This window comes from Flavobacterium collinsii (assembly GCF_946903285.1).
Taxonomy (GTDB): domain Bacteria; phylum Bacteroidota; class Bacteroidia; order Flavobacteriales; family Flavobacteriaceae; genus Flavobacterium; species Flavobacterium collinsii.
This window is the reverse complement of the sequence record NZ_OX336425.1, coordinates 4,637,712-4,660,238: the sequence shown is the minus strand read 5'-3', so window position 1 is coordinate 4,660,238 and position 22,527 is coordinate 4,637,712. Positions and strand designations below refer to the sequence as shown.

The window sequence follows — 22,527 nt, the reverse complement described above, 5'->3', positions numbered from 1 at the left end:
GAGGCTAAGAAAAATTACTGATAAGTAGGACTTAGCGCCAGATGTACTAACTTGCAAAGTCAAAGAGAATAAAAAAATGAATATGAAGAAAGCAATATTTGCAATTTTGATAGTTATAATGGCCGTAACAAAAACTTATGCGGGCTGGTACGAATGTTTTAGCTACAAAGGTAAAATTGATAAATATCCTATTTCCCTTTCCTTCCAAATTAAAGAAGGCTATTTTGGAGAAAAAAAGAAAAAAGACTTCAATCTTATTGGAGTTTATAAATATGACAACCATAACAACCCAATCAGACTTGAAGGTGTAATTGATTTTAAAAAGAATAAAATTTTATTATATGAAATCAGTAATGAAAAATACACCGCTACATTTGAGTTTGAATTTTCTAAAGAGAAATGTGTTGGAGTTTGGACGAATCTTTCGACAAATCAGCATTTGTCTTTACAATTAACCAATACTTCTATTTTAATTGATCAAATAGAAGAAAATGAATTTAAGGATATTGAAATTTTGCAAGCCAGTTCCTTAATAGAATTCTATTTTATTGGTATATATTCCAAAAAGAGCAATCACGATAAAGCACAAATGGACAAACTGAAAATAATCCATAAAAAAGACAATACTGTTTTTCAAACAATTGATTTTTCAAGAATAAAAACCTTAACCGGTAACATAAGAACTATAATTTTCGATAACGTTGAAATAACCGATAATAAGAAAAAAGAGTTGATTGTCTGGAATGATGTTGGAAGAATGGGCGGTTATTTAACCATTACATTTAATGCAAAAACCAATAAATTTAAATTAGATCCGAATCCAATAATAGATGGCCCCAATTAATAGGGGCAGTAGTAATTTTAAAGGCATAAACATTACCCATCTTTGTAAAGTTGCTTCCAATGCAGCAGGTCATCTGCGCTGAGATTAAACTTCCTGGTAATGGTCAGCCTCTTTTAGTTGCACCTTTGGCAAAGGGGCGTGTAAATGTTTTTTCAGCCTGTATATTGGAAGATACGTAAACAATATCGAAAGCACACCTGCAAGAATAGCATCCAGTAGGGCCATAAGGGTAGGATTTAATTTATGGTGAACCGTTAGGCTCTGCTGGGCAGCGAGTAATACTGCTAATACCAGTAAACTGGTTACAATGCCGTGTATCAGACATAGTTTGGCTATAAATCTGTTTTTATTCAGCTTAGGGTCTATTGCCACTTCGATTGATTTTTGTTCGGCGGCAACAATAACCCGTTTGATGATATCCATTGTCAGGATTACAGGCAAAAACAGGGCCATTGGTAATGTTAAGCGTGCTAAGCTTTGGGGACCGGCAAAAAAATGAGTATACCCTAATTCCTGAAAACTGGCATAAGCAATAATAAAATTGAAACCTACATTGGGAAGAATATAGTAAATCGCACGTTTTCGAAGAAAGCGTTTGAGGGTTGTTTTTTTGGGCTGAGCAGCTTTTGTCATACGTAATTTATAGGGATAAAGTCAACAACTCGATGGCCTTATCTTTAATTTTTAAGGCTTCTTGTTTAGGCAAGAAATCCTGATTAGACATCAACGTAAAGTCCATTTGATTGCGATAGCTGGTCGTAACTAAAGTGTTTGAATTTAACCACGGAAATGCTACTGTCGGACTAAAGATATCTTCCAGAGTGAAGTTTTTGTAAGCATTTTGGATCTGAAGGTTCCCCATATTGGAAAGCGTCAGATCGTGTCCGCCCCGGCTTGATTTAAGCAGCGCAATCATGCGATGGGCCAGTGGGTGCATTTGTTCTCCCATCCATAACAATTCCCGAGCATCCATTTTTTCAATTTTTTGAGTAAGCTCCTTTTTGATTTGTTTCGCCTGATCCAGTGCCTGAGGCGTTTTCTTTTTTAAGGAGAGTTCTATGGTTGGGGCAAAGGCAAACATATGATCTTTTTTGATTTCAGGAATAAAATGGCGGATATCAATCGGACTAATGACTTTTTCTTTTGCTGATTTACCTTGTACGTCCTGAAAAGCCTGCATAAATGCTGTGCAAAGAATGGCATGTACAGAAATACCATTGTTTTTACATTTCTGCGTGACAACAGCTGAGTCTGCCGGATCTAATTTCCAGTGAATGGCATAATTTTTTCCGAGATTTCTTTTTTTATTTTTCCGCTGCAGCAAAAAGAAGCATTTTCCCAGAAGTAAAAATAGCTTTGCTTTGCGTTCTTTTTTTTGAAGATCAAACTGTGGTGATAAAAAATGGTTTACCGATTGGAACAATGGATAAGGCTCGAGATCAAGAGTCGGATCATCTATTAAAGCAAGTAATTCCTGCATCAAACTGACCATGCTTGTTCCATCGCAGATACAATGTGGCGATACCCATAACAATTCGGACAATTCGGCTCCTTTGATCCATACCAATTGAGCCAAAGGGGAATCTTCCTCTTTAAACGGCCTGTACCATTCCTGCTCAGATTCCTCCAGCCAATGGGTATCGGTTTGACGTTTTACGATCCGAAGTGGAATCGGTTTCATATTTTCTTTGACCACAAAAACAGGATGCTGTTTGTCCTGGAAGTCAATTGCAGCACGAAGCAGCGGGTGTTTCTTTTGGATTTTTGCTAAGGCAATTTCGATTTGTTCCTTCGAAATTTCACCTTTGATTTTTGCAGTAAATACGCAATTTAAAGGTGTAGTGGCATCAATATACATGATTCGTTCCACTAATAAGAGTTTTCGTTTGATCATGAGGCTGCTTGATAATTTAGTCGGCGTTTAATAGAATCAATTATTTCATCACGAATCGCTAAGGCTTCTTGATAGGGCAAATACCCTTCGCTTCCCATAAAGGTGAAGTCCATAACACCTTGATATGTGGAGGTGAGTATTGTTGTTGTATTGCCCAATGGTCCAATGACGGTTGGACTGATAATAGCCTCCACGTTAAAGGATTGGTATTGATGAGGTATCTGAATACGTCCGAGGTTGGAGAACATACAATCATTGGATGACTTGCCCCGTTTTAGAAGTTTTGTAAAATTGTTTAATGCATTATGGGCAGATTCCATAACCATCAGGACGATATAAGGATTAAGTTTGGCTGTTTTGCGGTCTACATCATTTTGCATTACACGTAAATTGTCTAAGAAATCGAGTTTGGGATTGGATGACATGACGATCATCAAACCGAAGGCGAAAATATGATCTTCCTTGACCTGTGGAGCGAAACGCCTGATATCTACCGGACAGGAAATCTTATTAAAGGCTTTGTTTCCGCGTACTTTTTTAAAGGTATCCAGCACGATAGCACTTAAAAAAGTATTGACTGTGATTTCTAGCGATTTGCAGTGGGAAATAAGCTGTTGACTCGTGCCAGGGTCTAGTTTCCAATGAATCAAATAGTCTGTTTGCCGATCAATTGCTTTTTTGCCGACGGGAATGCATTTGATCGCAAATGTTGCCAGCTGACCAATCATTTTTGCCTTAAACCTTTGCCTGTTATTTTTTAAAATAGGGGCAGGAACAACATCCTGAATACCCAGAATAGGATTTTCGGTGCCTATATCCGCTGTCGGATCATCCAATACCTTTAAAAATTCATGAATTAAAGTCATCGCAGCACCGCCATCACACAGGCAGTGATGGAAGACAAGCAACATATCGGAGCGATCGTTTCCTTTGATCCACACCAGGCGGATCAAAGGTTTGTTTTTGTAATCAAAGGGTGTCTGCCATTCCTGCATAGCTTCTTGTTGCCAGTCCTCTTCGCTTTTTTGATCCTCTATACGGATCGGAATAGGATTGGTTAGTTTAGACACTTCAAACCATGGAACATTCTGTTCATCGAGATGAATGCATGCTCGTAACCAAGGGTGTTTTTTCTGAAGTCTGCCTAAAGCATCCTGAATGTCTTTTTCTGCAAATACACCGCGCAATCGAAAAGGAATAACGACATGAAAGGGGTCTTTTCCTTCGCCCAATAACATGCGCTCTCCAAATAACAATCTTCTTTTCATATTTTATAGTGTAGCTAGTACCGAATGTTCTTGTTTTACAAAATCTTCCAATAATGCAACCGCCTGATCATTACCACCTGCTGTTAAGAAAGCGGTCTGAACTTCTTTGGCGGCATTTCTGTATTTCGGGTTTTCCAATAGTTCAAAAACGGTCTCCCTAAGCGCTTCTATTCGAAGTCGTTTGTATCGGATACTGATTCCACAGCCGGCCTGTTCAATTAGCTTTGCGGTATGGAAGTGATCGTAAGCAATGGGGGTAATCAGCATGGGCAGACCATTGGTAAAGGTGTCGTTCACAGTATTAAAACCGCCGTGACAGATCACCATATCCATATGGGGCATCAAAGTTGATTGTGGGACAAAGCCATTTACGATAAAATTATCGGGCCATTTTTCAAATATTTCGGGCGGTGTTGCTGCAATTATAGTAACAGGTTGGTCTGCAAAGGCTTCAATGAGTTTACCAAAAAAAGCTTTTCGGATGTCCACTAATAAAGTACCCAATGACACAAATATTTTAGGCGTTGTGCTGGCTGCCAATCGTTCCCAGTCAAAAGGACTATTGTTGGGACGGCCTTTTACCGGACCTACAAATTTCATGTGTGAGGGTACGGTTTTAAAACCTGCAAAGGTCTGCGAGGTGAACACCAGATTTAATTGATGAGAATGTATAAAGATACCCTCATCAAGAATACCTATTTCTTTTTGTAACCCTTTGATTAGGTTTTGCTGCCATTCAAATATTTTGGGAGCACTTTTCTCGGTGTCACCCATAACATCCGGTGGTACTGGGGTTGTTGTCACAGAAGGGATACGATGTTTGTGTGCAAATAAAGCGCCACCAAAGGTGATGCAATCATTGATGATAACATTAGGTTGCCAGTGACCGAGTAGTGTTTCTAATCCCGGCATCATCATTTTAGCCAATGGAACATAGGTTTCTTCCAGTGCTAATTTCATGACTTCCGGTCCGGAACAAGAAGGGCCATCATCTTGTCGTTTTAAGATGCGCTTAAGTTCGTCCTGAAAGGGGATGAGATCCTTCTCGGGATAGATATAGGTTCCTCCTGTCGGAATATGTTCCTCCGCCAGTGGTGTAATACCAAACCATTTGACTTCATGACCACGAGCAAGTAAACTGGCGCCCAAACTTAATGTCGGACTGATATGCCCAAAAAAAGGTGGAATAACGATGAGAAATTTGGTCGGAGATTCGACTGCTGACTGCGCAGGAGCTATGGCCTGTTCCAATAGATCGGCTGCGGTCTTCGTTCCGCCTGCTTCTATAAAAGATTGGCGAACTTTGAGGGCGGCTTGACGATATTGCGCCAGATTCAGGATATTATGAACACTGTCTCTTAGGTGATTCGCTTTAAATCGGTTAAAATTGAGACGTTCACCTGCACCGGTACGTACTACACGTCCTGCCACATGTGATTGATCGTATGCAATTGGAATAACAACGAGTGGCAGACCATGGGAAAGGGCTTCTGAGACCGTATTGTGCCCGCCATGGCAAACTACAGCATCTAAATGCGGCAGCAAATCCAATTGCGGGATTTGCGAATAGACCATAAAATTTTCCGGCCATTGATCAAATAGACTGGAATCTGAAACCACTACTACCGTTAGATCCTCATCCTGAAGGGCATCGATTACCTTTTGAAAAAACGCTTTTTTATGCTCGTGGTCGAATGTGGTGCCAATACTGACTAAGATTTTTTTCCTTGGATTACTTTTCAGTTGCTCCCAATCAAAGGCACAGGCTAAACGGCGTTCTGTTATTACCGGACCTGTAAATTTAAAGTTTGAAGCGAGATCCATTTCTCCAAAGAAATAGGGGGAGGTTAATACCAAAGTGAGAAGATCCGAACAATCCAAAGATCGGTTTTCTTTGACTCCAAGTTCTTCCTGTAGCGCTATGATCTGCTTGGCTTCCCATTCATGCACTTTAGGAAGCTCACTGACAATCTTGATTGCTGCCGGGGCTGTTACATTGGTAGCATAAGGGCGATTAATTTTTTTTGCCGCAATTGCCGCAGCAAATAATTGATGATCACCAATTACTAAATCCGGCTCATAAGCTTCCAACAATTTAACGATTCCTTTATAACAATGTCTGTTTAAAGGGATCAAAACTTCTTCGTATAAAAACTTGATACTGTCAATGCCGTAAACGATCTTTTTTGAAATGATATCCAGGTATTGTTCGCTTTCTCTTTTTTCTTCGTCTGTTTGGTCGTATTGAATAAGCAATAGTTCACCGTCTACAGGAAGTTTAGACTCTAAGTTTTGATTAAGACTGATCCAAGCTACTTTATGTCCTCTATCTAAGAGTTCGGCACCAATGCTCAATGTAGGATTGACATGACCTGTCAGTGGGGGAACAACAAATACAAATTTAGCCATGATTTTGTAATAAAGGGTTAGTTAAAAATTGAACAATAGTTTCTGCTATCTGAATGGGAGCCTGAATGGGAATATTGTGATCTCCATCGATGAGCTCTAGCTCAGCTGTACCGATTTGAGATTGCAACCATTCTCCTGTTGGTTTGCAATTGGAAGCTGATCCATATAGTAGCAGGGTGGGTATGTCTAATTCGGAAATAGAAAGCTGATGTAGAAAATGCTTTTCATTTACCATATCTGCTTTGATGCTGGTTTCGTTAAATAAAAACTCGTATAACCGATGATTTTTTTCCAACTGTCTTTTTCCCATTTTCACTTTTGTGGTATCGGTAAAATTGGCGATGTAATGTTCGAGAAATTCCTTGCTATAAGATTCGATAATATCCCGCGCTTTTTCGTCTTGCGGATCCGGTGCCTCAATAATAACCAATTGCCCCACACGTTTAGGGGCTATCAATGCAGTTTTGAGTGCAATAAGTCCCCCAAAACTATAGCCAACAAATTGTGCTTTTTTGATTTGGAGGTAATCCATCATTGCGATTAAATCGGATGACATATTTTCTAAATCATATCCTTCTGATGTGCGCTCACTCCTGCCATGACTTTTTAAATCATACATGACCACATGAAAGTACTGCGCCAAAATGGGAGCAATGTTAAAATAATAAATAGAAAGATTACTAAACATACCGTGAATCAGTATCACGGTATCTTCAGCCTCTTTATTTAGTTCCTGTACGTGAACTTTTTTATTATTAACAGTAATTATTGGCATTCGTAGATGTAATTGATGATCTTATTCAGATCAAGATTAATCAGTTCATCAAGATCCATAGCAGAGAGCCAACCTGTGAAATCAATTTGATCGCCAAAGTGTGCTTTGATTTTTTCTGAAAAGGAAACAATCTCTATACTGTCCATTTCCAAATCTTTAGTGAAAGAACTTTGTGGAGTAATATCCATCTCTTCTATAAATTCTTCACCGATAATTTCCGTAATAAAACCCTTTAATAGGGTAAATAACTCCTCATGATTCCTTTTTAATGTCGTGTTTAAAGTGTCCATCCGATGATATAGTTTTGGTGTTTGACTGTTTTGATTTCTATTTGATCGATCCACAGATGATCGCCTTGTATGCGTGTTACTTCGTATTTTTTTGGGTTTCCTTGTAGCCCTGTACCTAATAGTTTGCTATAAGCTTCTTTGGCTACCCAAAAGCGGGTGGTCCATTCCGCCTGATCGCGTTCTTTTAATAAGGCCGATTCTGTATCGGTGAAGACCAATTGATAAAATTCAGAGCTGCGTTCGGCAATGATTTCCATGTCGATACCCACAGCCTTATCCTGCCGTGCAATGGCAACGGCATCTTTTCCTTTATGGGCCAATGAAATCTGGATCTGTTCTGTGGCATTCCCTTTGAGATAAGGTTTGCCTGCTTTATCAGAATAAATTTCAAAAGTTATGGGGTAACTGGGTTGATTTTTCTGTTCACTCAATACATGGCGTACAGCATCTTTTACCGCTACACGACTTACCATCCAGTTCTTTCTGCGGTTGGGCAGGAGTTCCTGATAGTATTGTTTTTCCCTTTGATTAAAATAACGTTTCAATATAAAATCCCAGGAAGATACTCTGGAATAGGCCTGATGAAAGAAAAATACCTGTGGGGCGATTTCTTCAGACAGACGGTTATGAAGTGGCGACATCGAAACATTCCATAAAGCTTGGTCAATTTCTAATCTTCGGTTTTGCCATCCTTTTATTGCACACCATACTTTTCCGTTTCTTTCAAGTACAATGTCAGCGATTGCAAATTCATCGTTTAATTCCGTCAGTATACAGGTACATTCAAATTCACCATCCTGATCGTGCATGTCTTCGAAAAATTCAATTTGTTTGATTTTTACCGGGAAAGCGATGCGGTCTTTAGTTAAGGTAAGTTGTAGCCATAATCCAAATAATTGTCCTGCATTGTCTAATAAAGAACCTTTACCGCCATTTCCTTTTATCCGTCCTGTAATACCTTTCTCACCAATAGCCGATATAGCTGTTATACCTTGATAGGCGTCTCCATGAAACATATGCTTCTCATAGATTTCTAAAGGAGTCCGTTCGATCGGTAATCGTTTGCCTATCGAAAGGTCAAACGTAGGTGGCTGCTGATGTGATGCTTCTAAAAATACTTCGGCGTTGGCAAAATTCTCGATATCCAGATAGGCGTGATTGTTGGAGCGCCAAACACCTTTTATTGTTTTTTCAAAAGGCGTGGCAACGTTCATCCACTGAAATACACTGACGTGCATGATCTTGTGAATTTTTGTTTCCGGTTGTTCTGCCAGTGCTGTTTCGGCCAATACTTCAAAGATCATGGTCATTGGAATCACAGGTTCCATATCGGCAACCTCCGACCAGCCTTTGGGTTGTCGTAAAAGACTGTGATCAATCAAATAAGGATGTGTAACCAAATTAACCTGTAGTGTTTTTGAAAAAGGACTGTTGCTCATTTGTTTTTTCGTTAAGACAGGTGTAGCAATAGCAGTTTGTGTATGATTTTGAAAGACGTCCAATACTTCTTCCTGCATTCGGATCATATCGGCGATATTGTCCTGAAATGCCTGAACTAATGGGTGACTTACTTTTGTTGCTGTTTTGGTAAAAACCTCTTTTGGGCGTACGGTATCGATAGATTTTCGCAAGTTTTTTATAGCTTCAAAATCACGGATAATAGGTGATCCTAATTGCAATTTTATACCTTTTTTTTGGGGTACTACTTTTCTGTGATTTTGGATGTCTAAAAAATCGAGTGCCAGAACTTTGCCTTCTACAAATAAGGCGGCTACTACCCGTTGCAATTGGGCAAGTGCTGTTCGGTTGGCTACACTTGCGGCAAGTGTACTGAAGGCTTTCCCTTTTAACGTATCATCAATAAAACCAATTAATCCTCCTGTACCGATCTGGATGAAAACACGGACTCCTTCGTCATAAAGCTTTTCAGTCAGTTCCCGGAATCTTACAGGCTGAACAAGATGTTCGGCACTTAGCTGACGGATGGACTGCAAATCTGCCGGATATGGCAGGAGTGTAGTGGCCGACCACAACGGGATTTTTGTTTTTTGGAATTGAACTTTTTCCATCCCTGCTAAAATTACCTCCAGTTTATCGGCAACAAAAGGGGAATGAAACCCGGATTGAAAGGGTAAAATTTGATGAAAGATCTGTTTTGATTTTAATAAAGGCGTCAATTCTTCGAGTGCGACATGGGTACCGCACAGGATTACCTGATGCGGACAATTATCATTTGAAACATAGAGGTTCGGAATTTGTTCAATCAACGGTGCTACATCTTCCAGACCTGCTCCAATGGCAATGAATTTAGAGTCTTTTAGTTCAAATGTTTTTGGATCAAGTACATCGATCAGATCCTTGACAGTACTTGCTTCGGCCAGATCTGATGCATATCCCGCTAACCATTCTCCCAAACTATGTCCGGCATTCATATCCGGATAGATCCCCAGTTTTTTTAAAGCACTGTCGAGTATACCACAATTATTAAAAACACCTAATGCTTCGTTCAACAGTCCTTCACCGGTTGTTTCTATGGGAGCTGTCAATTCAAAATATCGATTTACCGTTTCGACTTCGCCTTTTGCTAAACCATCCAGTCCCGGGAATACAAAGGCTACTTTGCCACCAGCTTGTAAAAGAGGAGTGGAGGTGTACCATATATCTTGTTTGTTGCGCCAGGTATTATTTTTAGACACAATTTTGATCGCTTTTTGAATACGTTCGGTTGTCGGATCAAAGAGCGCAATACGATAATCGCCCTCTCCAACAGCAGTATCGTTATCCTGAAGTGCCGAAAGCAAGGCTTCACGTGTTGGTCTTGCAAGCAACAATACTTCATCTTTTTTAGGGATGTCATACCCCTCCAGAACTACATGGGCGTTGATACCTCCAAAGCCAAATGCGTTTACTGCTGCAATCTTTGGTAAACCGGTTTGCGACCAGTTTTTAGCTTCCTGTATCGGTGTAAATCTGGTGAGTTGCAGGGCGGCAGCAGGGTTTTCGCAATATAAGGTAGGTGGTAATATGTCGTGATATAGGGCTAGACAGGTCTTGATTAAACCTGCTATTCCGGCAGCTGGCATGGCGTGACCTATATTGGATTTGACTGATCCTATACCAGCACGTGCAGCGGTTTCTTCTTTTCCAAAAAATTGAGCCAGAGTTTGCAATTCTGTTTTATCTCCTAAGGGAGTTCCCGTGCCATGAACTTCCAGATAGCCAATTTGTTCTTTATCTAAATTGGCCTGTGTCCACGCTTGTTCCAATGCTTTTATCTGGCCTTTTACAGAAGGGCTCATCACGCTTGTTCCATTGCCATCACTGCTGATACCAACTCCTTTAATAACGGCATAAATTTTATCCTGATCGCGTACGGCGTCTTCCAACCGCTTCAGGACAACGAAACCACAGCCTTCTCCAATGAGCAATCCGTCTGCATCTTCGCTAAAGGGTTTGATTTGCTGTTGCTGAGATAATGCTCCTAATTGGCTGAATATGCTCCAAAATGCAGCATTTTGACCTGTATGAACTCCTCCGGCAATCATCATATTGCTTCGGCCACGCTGCAACTCTTGTACGGCATGGTCTACGGCTACCAGAGCGCTTGCACAGGCCGCATCAACGGTGAAAGCAACACCTCCAAGATTGAATCGGTTGGAGACTAATGAGGCAACAAGGTTGGGGATTAACCCCATGGCCGTATCTGCAGAAAACCGCCCTTTACGTTCCTGGAATGCCTGTTTTATTTTTTCAATATCTGCTGAAGATACCTCCGGCAATAGTTCTTGTAAAAGGGAGGAAATCTGTTCGGCAGTACGTACAATTTCAATGGCGCGTGTAGCTCCGGGACCTGTATAATTCCCTTTTCCGATGACAATTCCGGTTCGTTCCAATGAAGCTTTTTTTCGGAATACACCTGCGTCTTCTAATGCTTTTTGAACGAGTTCAAGTGTTAACAGGTGGTCGGGTTCAGTGCCTTCAACGGCAAGAGGTAGGATACCAAATGCTGTAGGGTCGAATTCATAATCAGGTATAAACCCGCCACGATTACAATAAAAGCGGTCCACAGCTTCCTTGCTATCGCTAAAGTGAATAGGATCGATGCGTTCTGCCGGAGCTACTTGCGTGGAGTCGACTTTATTGATGATATTCTGCCAGAACGCCTCGGCATCTTTTGCTCCGGGAAACAGGCAGGATAAACCTATAATAGCAATATCTGTTTTTTTCATAATAGACGAATACAGCGGTTTTTACCAATTTTTACCTGACATGATTAATACCTGACTTTCTGTTCCATACTTGATTTCGTTAAGAAATAGCTCTTTTCCTTCTTCTAATGGGATCAGCGAAATTCCGCGACGTTCGTATTCATTTTCTAAGGATGAGGAAACCATTCCTGCACCCTTCCATGGTCCCCAATTGATTGAGATTACTTTTCCTTTTAGCCTTTTGTTTAATACATTGGCATAATCATCCAACACACTATTTGCTGCTGCATAATCGGTTTGTCCTTTGTTGCCATAAACGGAGGCAATGCTTGAAAATAGGACTACGAATTGGCAATCTGAACGTAATTGTTCCACTAGTACACGTAAGGGTTTTACTTTAGTGTCAAAGACACGTTCAAAAGAGCTGGTTGTTTTCTGCTTGAAAAGTTTGTCTTCCAAAAGACCAGCACCATGAATGACACCATCTAATTGGCCGTATTGTTCATAAATATCATGGAGAAGCTGAGCCAATCCTTCTTCATCACAAACATCTAAGGATTGATAGACTACTTTATTTCCCAATTGTTCCATGTCGTGAATGGTACGCAGGATCTGATTGTTTTTGAAAATTCGCGATGTCTCTTTTTCAATTTGGGGTGGCGTGGTAAAATTACCGGTCTTGATGAGGTAACTTCTGATTTCTTCTCGCGATTTCATCAACTCTAATTCTTTTAAATCCGTGCTGACTTCTCTTGGATCTGTTGATCTGCCGACAAGGATATAGGTACACGGATAAGCTGCCGACATATGTTTTACCAGTTCAGCAGTAATACCCTGTCCTCCTCCGAGGACTAAAACAACCGATTTTTGATCCAATTGGATATGTGCCTGGTCAAGAGTTGTTAATAAAGGTGAAGGTATAATGTCTACTTTATGTCTTTGATCGTTTTTGTAAATGACTTCAGCTGATTGGTCTGTTGTTAGGATCTCACGTAATGTAATTTGTGCTATTTGATTTATTTCCTGTGGGGTATTAAGACTGATTAGTCTGCAGTTGGTTTGTTCAAACTCACGGGCTAAACTTTTAAAGAAGCCTGGATAACCTTGATAATGACGCAGTGCACGGGTGTCTTTTAATTCTTCAACATGTGTTGGAATATCTGAGATCAAATAAATCCATTGCGCTTTCTCAAGATCCATCTTTTTAATTAAACCAACGTGGTCGATGATACTATGTTTGACAGCAGCGGAGCCTATATCGAAAATAATCAGTCCATCAAATAGCGTCAGATCCTGATCAGTATGAACCAATTGTGCAATTGCACCGTGTTGTTCAAGTATCGTTTTAATTGCTGCTGTTTGTGTTCCATTGTCCGGAGCTATTGCAAATCGTTTTCCTTTAAGTATTTCGATATTTTGTGCTTCAGAAATAGCGGTTGGTATCAAATCAAATCGCAGGCGTGTTAGTAAACTTTGCACGGGTTCCGTTGTACTCATTTCAGTTATCCAGTTTGCCAAACCATTTAGTGTTTTTATGGCAGCTAAGTTTTCCATAAGATCGTCAGCTTGCTCCTTGTCATCACCAAATCCGATTTTGATTTTTAATTCACTGATAATTTCCATTCGTTTGATAGAATCTATACTTAAATCTGCTTCAAGATCCAGATCCAGTCCTAACATCTCTTTTGGATAGCCGGTCTTTTCGCTGACAATATCTAAAATGGTTGTTTGCAATTCTGCAAGTGTACGTATGGCTTTAGGGGCGATTACGGGTAATAATTCAACCGTTGTGACAGGGGAAGCGACAGTTCCTGTGTATTCCGTAAGCCAGGTTACGAGTCCATTTAAAGTCTTTATTGCTGCCAGTTGTTCCATCACCATATCTTCATTTTCGTGATCACTGTTGAGTATGCCAAGCTCATTGCGGAGCGTTCCGATGATTTCAACTCTTTTAATAGAATCTATGCTGAGGTCAGCTTCCAGATCCATTTCCATCCCTAACATTTCATGTGGATAGCCCGTTTTTTCGCATACTACGTTTAACAGCAAGGATTTGATATCTGTTGAAGGTGTTGACAGGGTTACTGTAGCTATTGGTTTATCGTTGGTAATTCGTGTGGGTACGAACGGATCAGCTGTAATATTTTTTGCTGTTGCAGCATAAACAGGTATTGGGGTAATGTGTTCCTGTTGTCCTAAAAAGGAAAGCATGACATCACGTTGAGCCTGAATGAGCATTTTCATACTGTTTAAATATTCCTGTAGTACGTGTTCTGTAGCAGGTTGTGCCTGTGGTGTTTGGATAATAGTAGAGTTTTTCATTTGAATTGGGGTTACTATAGGTAAGGCACCATGAGCAGGTAATGTTCCTGTTGTTGGATGAGCGGCTTGTCCATTTATACGCCAAATGGTTGGGCTCTTCTTATAAAGATCGGGTTGATCGATCTGAATTAAAGTCGTGTGTCTGCCTTCAAAAAGTTTGTTTAAATTAAAGCTGCGTCCGGTTCCAAGGTATTGCGCAAGCATACAAAGGAAATGGGTGAGACTGTTACGGTTATTGTCCTCGACATGCAGGGTTATCGCATCCTGGTTGAGGCAGGATTTTGTTAATCCGGTCAATACTTTTCCAGGACCTACTTCAATAAATATTCTCGCTCCATCGGCATACATCGCCTGGATTTCGTCAACAAAACGTACGGGTTGAACCAAGTGATCGGTCAATTGTACTTTGATATCAGATACCGGGCTTGGGTATAAGCTTGCGGTAGTGTTTGACCAAACTGGAATTTGCATTTCCTGAAAAGGAATTTCTTTCAGAACATTGGCATATAAATCTTTGGATTTGCTTACCAGAGGACTGTGAAAGGCGCAGGCAACTTCTAGTTTTTTGGAAGAGATACGCTCGTTTTTAAGGAACTCTATGAATTTATCAATGGCCGCAGTATTTCCAGCAACAACACATTGAGTTGGTGAATTATAATTGACAGGATAGCAGTCCGGATGCTGTTCAAGAATCGCTTTCAGGCGATCTGCATCGATGTTTACGGCTACCATAGTTCCGGGATCACCATCTTCAACAGCCTCTAAAATGCTTTGTGCACGTTTGCTGCTGAGTTCAACCAACTGTTGTTCGTCAAATACACCGGCGAAACACAATGCCGGTAATTCTCCATAACTATGTCCTGCCAACATATCAGGCAGGATGCCAAATGACTGTAACAATTGTGCTAGGGCAAGATCTACAATACCTAAAATCGGTTGTGCCAGACGCGTATCCTTAATGGTTTCTTTTTGTTTTTTTAATGCCGCGGTATCAAATGTGGCTGCAGGAAAAACAACTTTTTCTAAATCAGGATATTGTGCTATAAGTTTGCGCAGAAGCGGAAACAGAACGAACAGATCTTGTGCCATATGAATGTTTTGGCTGCCTTGACCGGGGAACAGAAATGCTGTTTTACCAGCTTGTTTGTTGACAATAAAGATATCTTTACTTTCAATGTCCGTTAACAAGAGTTCGATTTTCATCATCAAATCTTCGGCTGTATCGGCAACAATACTTAGTTGTATCGGTTTTTCAGAACCGGCGACTAAACTGTAGGCAATGTCCTTTAAGGATAAGCTATCATTGATTTCCAATAGCGTTTTTACCTGTTCCAATTGAATTTTGGCCTGCTCATAATTGTCCCCACGGAAAACGAATAGCTCAGACGACCAGGATTGTAGTGTGACAGCCTCTTCTTTTTGCGGGTGATTTTCGATTACCATATGAAAATTGGTACCGCCAAAGCCGAAGGCACTAATACCGGCATACCGTTTTTCTTCAGACCATAATCCTGTTATGGAATGAAAAGCAAAAGGACTTGTATGCACATTGTAATAGGCATTGGGCTGTTGGAGATGAAGCGTAGGAGGTTTTACGCCATGGTATACCGCCATAGAGGCTTTGATAAGTCCGGCTAAACCTGCAGCACATTTGGTGTGCCCAATTTGAGTTTTTACAGATCCGAGATGTGTTTGAGCGGGTAAGGCTCCGGATCTGCTAAATAAATTGGTGAGCGCACTAAGTTCTGTTTTGTCTCCAACTACCGTTCCGGTGCCATGAGCTTCCACTAAACCAACTGCTGCTGCACTGATACCCGCCTGATCATAGGCACGTTCTAATGCACGTACCTGACCGATTTTTCGGGGTGCTGTCAAACCAAGAGCTTTACCATCGCTGGATCCTCCAACACCTTTAATAACAGAATAAATACGATCACCGTCGCGTAGGGCATCTTCATATCGTTTTAAGACCAAAATAGCAACCCCTTCGCCAAGAGCGATACCGTCAGCAGTGCTGTCAAATGTTGCGCAGCGTCCTTTGCGGGAGAGGGCATGTGTGCTGGAAAACATCAGATAATCGTTAATACCGTTGTGTAAATCGACTCCTCCGGTAAGTACCATATCCGATTTGCCCAGTATCAGTTCCTGACAAGCCAGATCAATGGCCGCCATCGATGAGGCACAGGCTGCGTCTACAGTAAAATTTCTTCCACCCAAATCCAGGCGGTTTGTGATTCTTCCGGCAATAACATTGGCTAATATACCCGGGAACGAATCCTCGGTGGTGTGCGGAAATGCTTTTTCTACTTCTTCATGAAGCTCTCCAAAAACTTGTTTATAATAGCCTCTGAAACTGTAACTGTTGGCAAGATCATTTCCGCCTTCAGCACCGATGATAACCGATATATTTTCTCTGTTGATTTGTTTTTCACCATAACCGGCATCTTCCATCGCACGTTTGGCAACGAGTAAGGTTAAAAGCTGAGTTGGCTCTATCGCCGCAAGTGATTGGGGCGGAATACCAAATTCTATGGGGTCAAAATCTATTTTCGGAATAAAACCGCCCCATTTGGAATGGGATACATCTGAAGCATTGGAGTCGGGTTGATAATAAATCTCTTTATTCCATCGCTCCTCTGGTACTTCGGTAACACAGTCTTTTCCAAGAATGATATTGCGCCAGTATTCGGCTAAATTTTTGGCATCTGGGAACACGCATTCCATACCTATGATAGCTATATCCAGGGCTTTTTCGGTTGATGAAGGTTTTTCCGGCAGTGCTGCCTGTTGAATATATTTTTGATTTTCGATAGCAACATCATGGTGGAGTGATTCAAGTGTAATCACCTGATTGTGCATGGTGGCTACCTGCCCAATCATATACATGCCTAAATCAAGCTGTTGGTTTTTAGGTATAGTAATGAGGGCGTCGCCTTGACGGTCAATGCCTTTTGCAGCAATCCTGAGACGTCCTACATTCAGTTTTTCAAGCTGTTCCCAAATTTGCTTTTTGTCCGTTCCAAGGGCTAGTAACTTTTTCTTCTCACTGTCGAAATGTAAGGCGAATGTGGTATTTAAGCAACGTGTTTCGTGACCAGGTGCAGTTTCCAGCAGCACGGTGTCTTTGGCTTGCATCGCTTGTTGCTGGAACTCTTGCTGAATAGCACCAGTGCTCACAGCTTCCTGTGTATACAAATAGGCAGTTCCCATCAATACACCGACCTTTACACCGCGGGCAGCGAGAGGAGCGGCCATGATAGATACAAAGGCTGTGGAAAAAGCATTATGAATTCCACCGGCAAAAAAGACACTTATATTTTCCGGATGATCTTCTTTTAGGATACGTTCGATTTGTTTTTCCCAAAGTACTGTACTGGAAAGTGGGCCAACATGTCCACCACACTCCCTGCCTTCAAATATGAAATTTTTGGCACCTTCTTTTAGGAAAATATCTAATAACGCAGGTGAAGGGACATGTAAAAATGTTGTTATACCGGCTTTTTCAAATACTTTAGCTTGTGCAGGCCGACCTCCTGCGATCAGTACTACTGGAGGTTTGGCTTCAAGAATATAGGCAGTTTGTTCTTCTCGCAATTCCTGTGGTGCAAAACCTAATATACCTACACCCCAAGTTTTATCGCCGGCCAATTTTTGAGTTTCGATGACTAAGGCTCTTGCTTGTTCCCCTTTGAGTAAAGAAAGGGCTATAAAAGGTAAGGCTCCTGTTTCTGCAACAGCATTGGCAAATGCCGGAACATCACTTACGCGGGTCATTGGTCCTTGTGCGATAGGGTAGCGTAGGCCAAGTTGTTTTGCTAATGGATTGTTCTGGTCAATAATTTGAGATGCTTTTGCTTGTTTCAGATGACCATACATGGCTTCTTTAAATCCAAAAATCAATTTTTTTAACGTTGTGAAATTTTCATAGAGATCTGTTGCTAAAGCAATGTCTTGCCCCATAGGAATGTAACTTTTGTTGGGATCAAGGTCATTAAAATATTTTTCTAACTCTTCGATGGAAGCATTTTCAGATAAAACAGGTGAATTGGGTCTAACCAATACACGATGGTGCGCGATGATCTTGGTTTCTGTACCATTTAATTTTGAACATAGATTTTTGAGGTCCTGGGGAATGCTACTTTCTGAATATAGTGCCAATTGACTATCTAATACAATGCCTTTTGCTCCAAGTGCTTTTGCAGCAGCGGCCGTATGAAGGCCTATTCCTCCTTGTACCCATACAGGTATAGTGTTGATTTCTTCTATGACACGTTGAAATAAAACAAATGTGGATTCATAACCAACTAATCCTCCAGCTTCGTTTCCTTTCACAATAATTCCAATTGCTCCCAGTTGTTCGGCTTCTCTGGCTTGCTCAAGGCTACTTACCTGATAAATTCGTGATAAGTTAGGATAGGTGTTTATTGAGATCCCAAATGGAAGAATAATAAATTTTACCTGCTCGGACAGTTGAAGAGATGTTAGTTTATCATTTGTGAGATGTATACCATAGGAAGGTATATTGATCTGGTCAAGTTGTTTTAATGTTTCTTGAGCGATTACTATATCATGTCCCAAACTTAATACGGGGAATGCTCCAGCCTGAAATAGTTTAGACATCAGGTTGACGTCAGGCTTTTCAAAAGGCGTTACTCCTAAAATGGTTAAATTTTTCATACGTCGATGAGATTGAAATGAGATTTGGAAATTGTGTAAACTATAATAAAAACCTTTACGGTATTATTCGTTAATGTGGTATAGTGTAGTAAAAGTAGTTAATTTCTTCTAAATTTTAAGTATTAGAATTAATTTTATAATGATTTTTTTACAAAACCTTTAAATATCGAATTATTATTAGCTTGTTTGTAAAAAAATACTTCTTTTTTTATGATTTTTATAGTTTTTCTTATTTCGTTCGTACTGTCATCTAATGTATTTGCTTCATTTTTTGATAACTAGAGAGGGAAGATTTCTAAAATATTGTTGTACGTTTTAATTAAAGCTAATTGAAATTTAAATGTAACTTTTTATTTTTGTAAAAATTTACTGTATTTTAAATGAAAACTTACGGTTATTTGAATGAAAATTCAAATCAGTCGGACAAAGTAATTGACAGCCCACTGAAAATAACAAAGAAGGCATTTAAGATGTCAGTAAAAACATGATTGCGGATAAATTAAAAAATTAATCTTACTGTGGTAAAGTTTCGAACCGGAGTATTTTAGATGCTTGTTTTGTTGGTTTGCTCTTTTAAAAAATACCATCTGCCATGATTTTGCCACGAAACTTAGAACGCCAATTTTTTGAACTTTTTTTAGGTAATTTTCGGCATAACTTGTTTAAATGAATACATAAAGTTTTTGCGGTAAAGAAGTTATCTCCTATATTATAGGATTAATCGTAAAACCACAATTTTTTGGAATGTAAAAAAATATTTGTAAGCTCGTATTAAATTAGATTTAAGTGAAATGAACAGAGTTAAAAAAAATCAATAAAATAAAATGTTCTAGCTTCAATATTTCAGAATGTAAAAATTACGGTTGAGGTTAAAAATATGATTCTTCAGTAACTTAAAAATATGTTGAAAGCCATAATTAAACAATTTTACCCTAATAATTGTTTAATTGATCTATATATGAGTTCACCACTTACTATAATTGCTGCCACAAATTTTTCTGATATATCGAATAATGCTGTTACTTATGCAGCTGGAATTGCAAAAACAGCAGGGGCTAAGCTGATTCTGTTTAACTCTTTTTCATTAAGTTTTCACAGCGCCAATTCTCTTATTTCAGCTGAAGGCTTGCAGAAACAAATTGAAAAATCCACTCTAAGGCTTGAAACACTGAGCGCAGAAATAGCTGATTTATACAATATAGAAGTAAGTTCTGTATGCACTTATTCTTTTTTAGAAGATGAGCTTTCTTATCTTATTGGCAGTACAGCGGCAAGTCTTGTGGTAATGGGAATGGCAGAGCGTTCTTTTGAACAGGAATTAATGGGAAATTCAACTACAGCTGTAATAAAAAATTTGAATATTCCTGTTTTGGCTGTGCCTTTAAAAGCCCGTTTCAATAATATTAAAAAAATACTTTATGCTTCTGATACTTTGAGTTTATCATCAATAAAAAGATTTAGCTGGATAAGGCAGATTGTTAGTGATTTAGGAGCAGAAATTGAGTTCTTTAGCGTAGATGAAAAACTGAATAATTTAAAAGAAGAACAAGATAAAATATTGCTGACTTCTACATTAGAGAAAGAATTTGAGCAAGTGAAATACATGTATAAAAGCGTAAAATCAAATGCCGTAATTAATGAAATAGAGAAAGAAATCAAAAATTATGATGCCGATATTTTAGTAATGGTACCTCAAAAATATGGTTTTTGGGATTCTTTGGTTCATAAAAGTAAAACCAGAATTATGGCGGCAGGTCTGGATATTCCGCTATTGTCTTTTCCAAATTATTAGAAAACAATAAACTAAGATCATCTGTCAGAAAGAAAAAGATTTTAGAAGTGTAATAGGCATTGTCAATTTTTATCTTTGTCTCAATTAAAATGCATAAATTTAATATTTAACCAATTATTAGTTAATGAATTCAAGTATTCAAAATAAACTATCCGGAAAGAATTTTTTCTATAAATATTATAGAGTTATTGTTATACCGGTGGTTTTTCTGATTTATTTATCCTCTTATTATTTCCTGAATCCCTATCAGGATTTTGAGCATAATACTTTATTAGTAATAGATTGGACGCTTGATATATTTATAATCCTTGTATATTGTGCTGTACTTACAGAGTTAAGTCTTTTTGTTGGGCGTAGTCTAAACTATTGGATCAGTTGGGAGCAAAAACCAATTTTCAGAGCTTTTGCACAGTTTGTATGCATTATTTTAGGTAACATTCTTTTAAACTACTTTTTTTCGTATCTGTGGGAATATTTATATTCCTGGACACCAATAAAAGAAAGTGAACTTGTTCAAATCTGGCAGTCCAATTTAATGGCTGCGATATTATCCCTTTTTATAAGTTTTATACATACGAGTATATTTTTGCTGAACCGCTGGCGTGTTACTTCTGAAGAAGCGGCAGAACTGAAAGTAAAAGCTTCTGAACTTCAGGAAGCTGCTGCAAAATATGAATTGGAGTCCTTAAAATTACAGCTTGATCCGCATTTTATCTTTAATAATTTCAGCGCTCTGACCGAGCTGATTCATGAAGATCCAAAAGCCGCTGCATCATTTTTGGAGAACATTACAAAGGTGTATCGTTATATGATTTCAAACCTAAATAAAGATACCATAACAGTAAAAGAAGAGATTGAATTTTTGAATGCTTATTTTTATCTTTTAAAGAAACGACTTGGTGAAAAGGTTGATTTGAAACTTCAAATTGATATGACTTGTTTAGATCGTCATTTACCACCATTAACATTACAATTATTAGTCGAAAATGCCGTAAAACATAATATGGCGACAGTGTCAAATCCCCTTACGATTTCTATTTATTCTGATCTTGGTGATCTTGTGGTTAGAAATAATCTACAGCCAACAGCCGGAAAGAGTTTGGTTTCAACAGGAATCGGGCATAAAAATATTGAGTTTCGATATAAAATTCTGCACGATAGAATGCCCGTTTTCTCGGAGTCAAATGGGGCTTATTGTGTACGTTTGCCTTTAATTTCAAAATAGTATGAAAATTTTAATTGTAGAAGATGAAAGTATCAACGCCAGCCGTTTGAAAAGACTGTTGGAAGAACTGGAACCTCAATGTGAGATTCTGGCCATTATTGATACCGTTGCAGATTCAGTTAAATGGCTGAATTCAAACCCTGCGCCCGATTTAATCACGATGGATATTCGTCTGGCTGACGGATTGAGTTTCTCTATTTTTGATGAAGTCGAAATTACTTCTCCCGTCATCTTTACAACAGCTTATGACGAATATGCCATAAAAGCTTTTAAGGTAAACAGTATTGATTACCTGATGAAGCCAATTGAAAAAAACGAACTTGAATTTGCTTTAAAAAAGTTTAAGTCCGTTTCTAAAGTTGAAAATAATACCACAGATATTGCCGGAATTCTAAAAGGTTTTATGAATAAACCCTCTTTTAGATTGCGTTTTTTAGTAACCTATCGCGACGGTTATAAAAGTGTAGATGTTGCCGATATTGATTTTATATATTCGGAATTTAAGACCAGTAATTTAGTGCTTAAAGACGGCACGGCCATTCCCGTAACTCAGACTATGGAAGAATTAGAGCAGGAACTTGATCCGGATGTTTTTTTTCGTGCCAACAGACAGTTTTTTATTCGGGTGGAAAGTATAAAGTCGATCTCAAACTATTTTAATGCAAAGCTAAAAATACAGCTCAGGTTAGATCCTGAACGTGAGGTAATCATAAGTAGAGAAAAAGCGCCTGTATTTAAACAATGGATGGATCGCTAGTAAAGGTTCTGAGATACTAAGTTGCTAAGGTTCTAAGTAAAATCATATTTTTTAGTTGCCTCCAGT

The 22,527-nt window shown here is 39.1% G+C and carries 12 protein-coding genes; 4 read left to right on the top strand and 8 right to left on the bottom strand.

Translation table 11 applies throughout. The features are described 5' to 3' along the window. The first annotated feature begins 82 nt into the window (after positions 1 to 82). A complete protein-coding gene (locus OGZ34_RS18890; protein WP_263361342.1) occupies positions 83 to 844 on the top strand; it encodes a hypothetical protein in 762 nt (253 codons plus the stop codon). Positions 845 to 928: 84 nt separating this feature from the next. On the opposite strand, the gene OGZ34_RS18885 is transcribed toward OGZ34_RS18890, so the two are convergent. Genes OGZ34_RS18885 through OGZ34_RS18850 form a run of 8 tightly spaced genes read right to left on the bottom strand, consistent with a single transcriptional unit; the run spans position 929 to position 18,687 of the window. Further along, entirely contained in the window at positions 929 to 1,477 is a 549-nt protein-coding gene (locus OGZ34_RS18885) for a hypothetical protein (RefSeq protein WP_263361341.1), read from the bottom strand. A gap of 7 nt (positions 1,478 to 1,484) precedes the next feature. Continuing rightward, positions 1,485 to 2,738: a condensation domain-containing protein gene (locus tag OGZ34_RS18880; RefSeq protein WP_263361340.1), complete on the bottom strand. Its 1,254-nt coding sequence runs from the start codon at positions 2,736 to 2,738 to the stop codon at positions 1,485 to 1,487. Continuing rightward, complete coding sequence (locus tag OGZ34_RS18875; protein WP_263361339.1) at positions 2,735 to 4,006, bottom strand: condensation domain-containing protein; 1,272 nt, start codon at positions 4,004 to 4,006, stop codon at positions 2,735 to 2,737. Before OGZ34_RS18875 ends, OGZ34_RS18880 begins: the two co-directional genes overlap by 4 nt. 3 nt (positions 4,007 to 4,009) lie before the next feature. Beyond that, positions 4,010 to 6,415 carry a glycosyltransferase gene (locus OGZ34_RS18870; protein WP_263361338.1) on the bottom strand — a complete coding sequence of 802 codons (2,406 nt, stop codon included), beginning with the start codon at positions 6,413 to 6,415 and terminating at the stop codon, positions 4,010 to 4,012. Continuing rightward, positions 6,408 to 7,190 carry an alpha/beta fold hydrolase gene (locus OGZ34_RS18865; RefSeq protein WP_263361337.1) on the bottom strand — a complete coding sequence of 261 codons (783 nt, stop codon included), beginning with the start codon at positions 7,188 to 7,190 and terminating at the stop codon, positions 6,408 to 6,410. The genes OGZ34_RS18870 and OGZ34_RS18865 overlap by 8 nt, the downstream gene beginning before the upstream one ends. Beyond that, entirely contained in the window at positions 7,181 to 7,480 is a 300-nt protein-coding gene (locus OGZ34_RS18860; protein WP_173964888.1) for a phosphopantetheine-binding protein, read from the bottom strand. The genes OGZ34_RS18865 and OGZ34_RS18860 overlap by 10 nt, the downstream gene beginning before the upstream one ends. Continuing rightward, positions 7,468 to 11,709, bottom strand: a complete 4,242-nt coding sequence (locus tag OGZ34_RS18855) for a beta-ketoacyl synthase N-terminal-like domain-containing protein (RefSeq protein ID WP_263361336.1) — start codon at positions 11,707 to 11,709, stop codon at positions 7,468 to 7,470. The genes OGZ34_RS18860 and OGZ34_RS18855 overlap by 13 nt, the downstream gene beginning before the upstream one ends. 21 nt (positions 11,710 to 11,730) lie before the next feature. Further along, a complete protein-coding gene (locus OGZ34_RS18850) occupies positions 11,731 to 18,687 on the bottom strand; it encodes a type I polyketide synthase (protein WP_263361335.1) in 6,957 nt (2,318 codons plus the stop codon). A gap of 958 nt (positions 18,688 to 19,645) precedes the next feature. Here OGZ34_RS18850 and OGZ34_RS18845 point away from each other — a divergent pair. From OGZ34_RS18845 to OGZ34_RS18835, 3 genes are all read left to right on the top strand, one after another. Then, positions 19,646 to 20,479, top strand: a complete 834-nt coding sequence (locus OGZ34_RS18845; protein WP_263361334.1) for a universal stress protein — start codon at positions 19,646 to 19,648, stop codon at positions 20,477 to 20,479. Positions 20,480 to 20,603: 124 nt separating this feature from the next. Further along, positions 20,604 to 21,704 carry a sensor histidine kinase gene (locus tag OGZ34_RS18840; protein WP_173964884.1) on the top strand — a complete coding sequence of 367 codons (1,101 nt, stop codon included), beginning with the start codon at positions 20,604 to 20,606 and terminating at the stop codon, positions 21,702 to 21,704. 1 nt (position 21,705) lies between these two features. Then, positions 21,706 to 22,461: a LytR/AlgR family response regulator transcription factor gene (locus OGZ34_RS18835; RefSeq protein ID WP_263361333.1), complete on the top strand. Its 756-nt coding sequence runs from the start codon at positions 21,706 to 21,708 to the stop codon at positions 22,459 to 22,461. The last annotated feature ends 66 nt before the right edge of the window (positions 22,462 to 22,527 follow it).

Coding starts and splice junctions, on each gene's coding strand:
- OGZ34_RS18850 (WP_263361335.1), bottom strand. CDS start 18,687: ATGAAAAATTTAACCATTTTAGGAGTAACGCCTTTTGAAAAGCCTGAC.
- OGZ34_RS18890 (WP_263361342.1), top strand. CDS start 83: ATGAAGAAAGCAATATTTGCAATTTTGATAGTTATAATGGCCGTAACA.
- OGZ34_RS18885 (WP_263361341.1), bottom strand. CDS start 1,477: ATGACAAAAGCTGCTCAGCCCAAAAAAACAACCCTCAAACGCTTTCTT.
- OGZ34_RS18880 (WP_263361340.1), bottom strand. CDS start 2,738: ATGATCAAACGAAAACTCTTATTAGTGGAACGAATCATGTATATTGAT.
- OGZ34_RS18865 (WP_263361337.1), bottom strand. CDS start 7,190: ATGCCAATAATTACTGTTAATAATAAAAAAGTTCACGTACAGGAACTA.
- OGZ34_RS18840 (WP_173964884.1), top strand. CDS start 20,604: ATGAATTCAAGTATTCAAAATAAACTATCCGGAAAGAATTTTTTCTAT.
- OGZ34_RS18845 (WP_263361334.1), top strand. CDS start 19,646: ATGAGTTCACCACTTACTATAATTGCTGCCACAAATTTTTCTGATATA.
- OGZ34_RS18835 (WP_263361333.1), top strand. CDS start 21,706: ATGAAAATTTTAATTGTAGAAGATGAAAGTATCAACGCCAGCCGTTTG.
- OGZ34_RS18875 (WP_263361339.1), bottom strand. CDS start 4,006: ATGAAAAGAAGATTGTTATTTGGAGAGCGCATGTTATTGGGCGAAGGA.
- OGZ34_RS18855 (WP_263361336.1), bottom strand. CDS start 11,709: ATGAAAAAAACAGATATTGCTATTATAGGTTTATCCTGCCTGTTTCCC.
- OGZ34_RS18860 (WP_173964888.1), bottom strand. CDS start 7,480: ATGGACACTTTAAACACGACATTAAAAAGGAATCATGAGGAGTTATTT.
- OGZ34_RS18870 (WP_263361338.1), bottom strand. CDS start 6,415: ATGGCTAAATTTGTATTTGTTGTTCCCCCACTGACAGGTCATGTCAAT.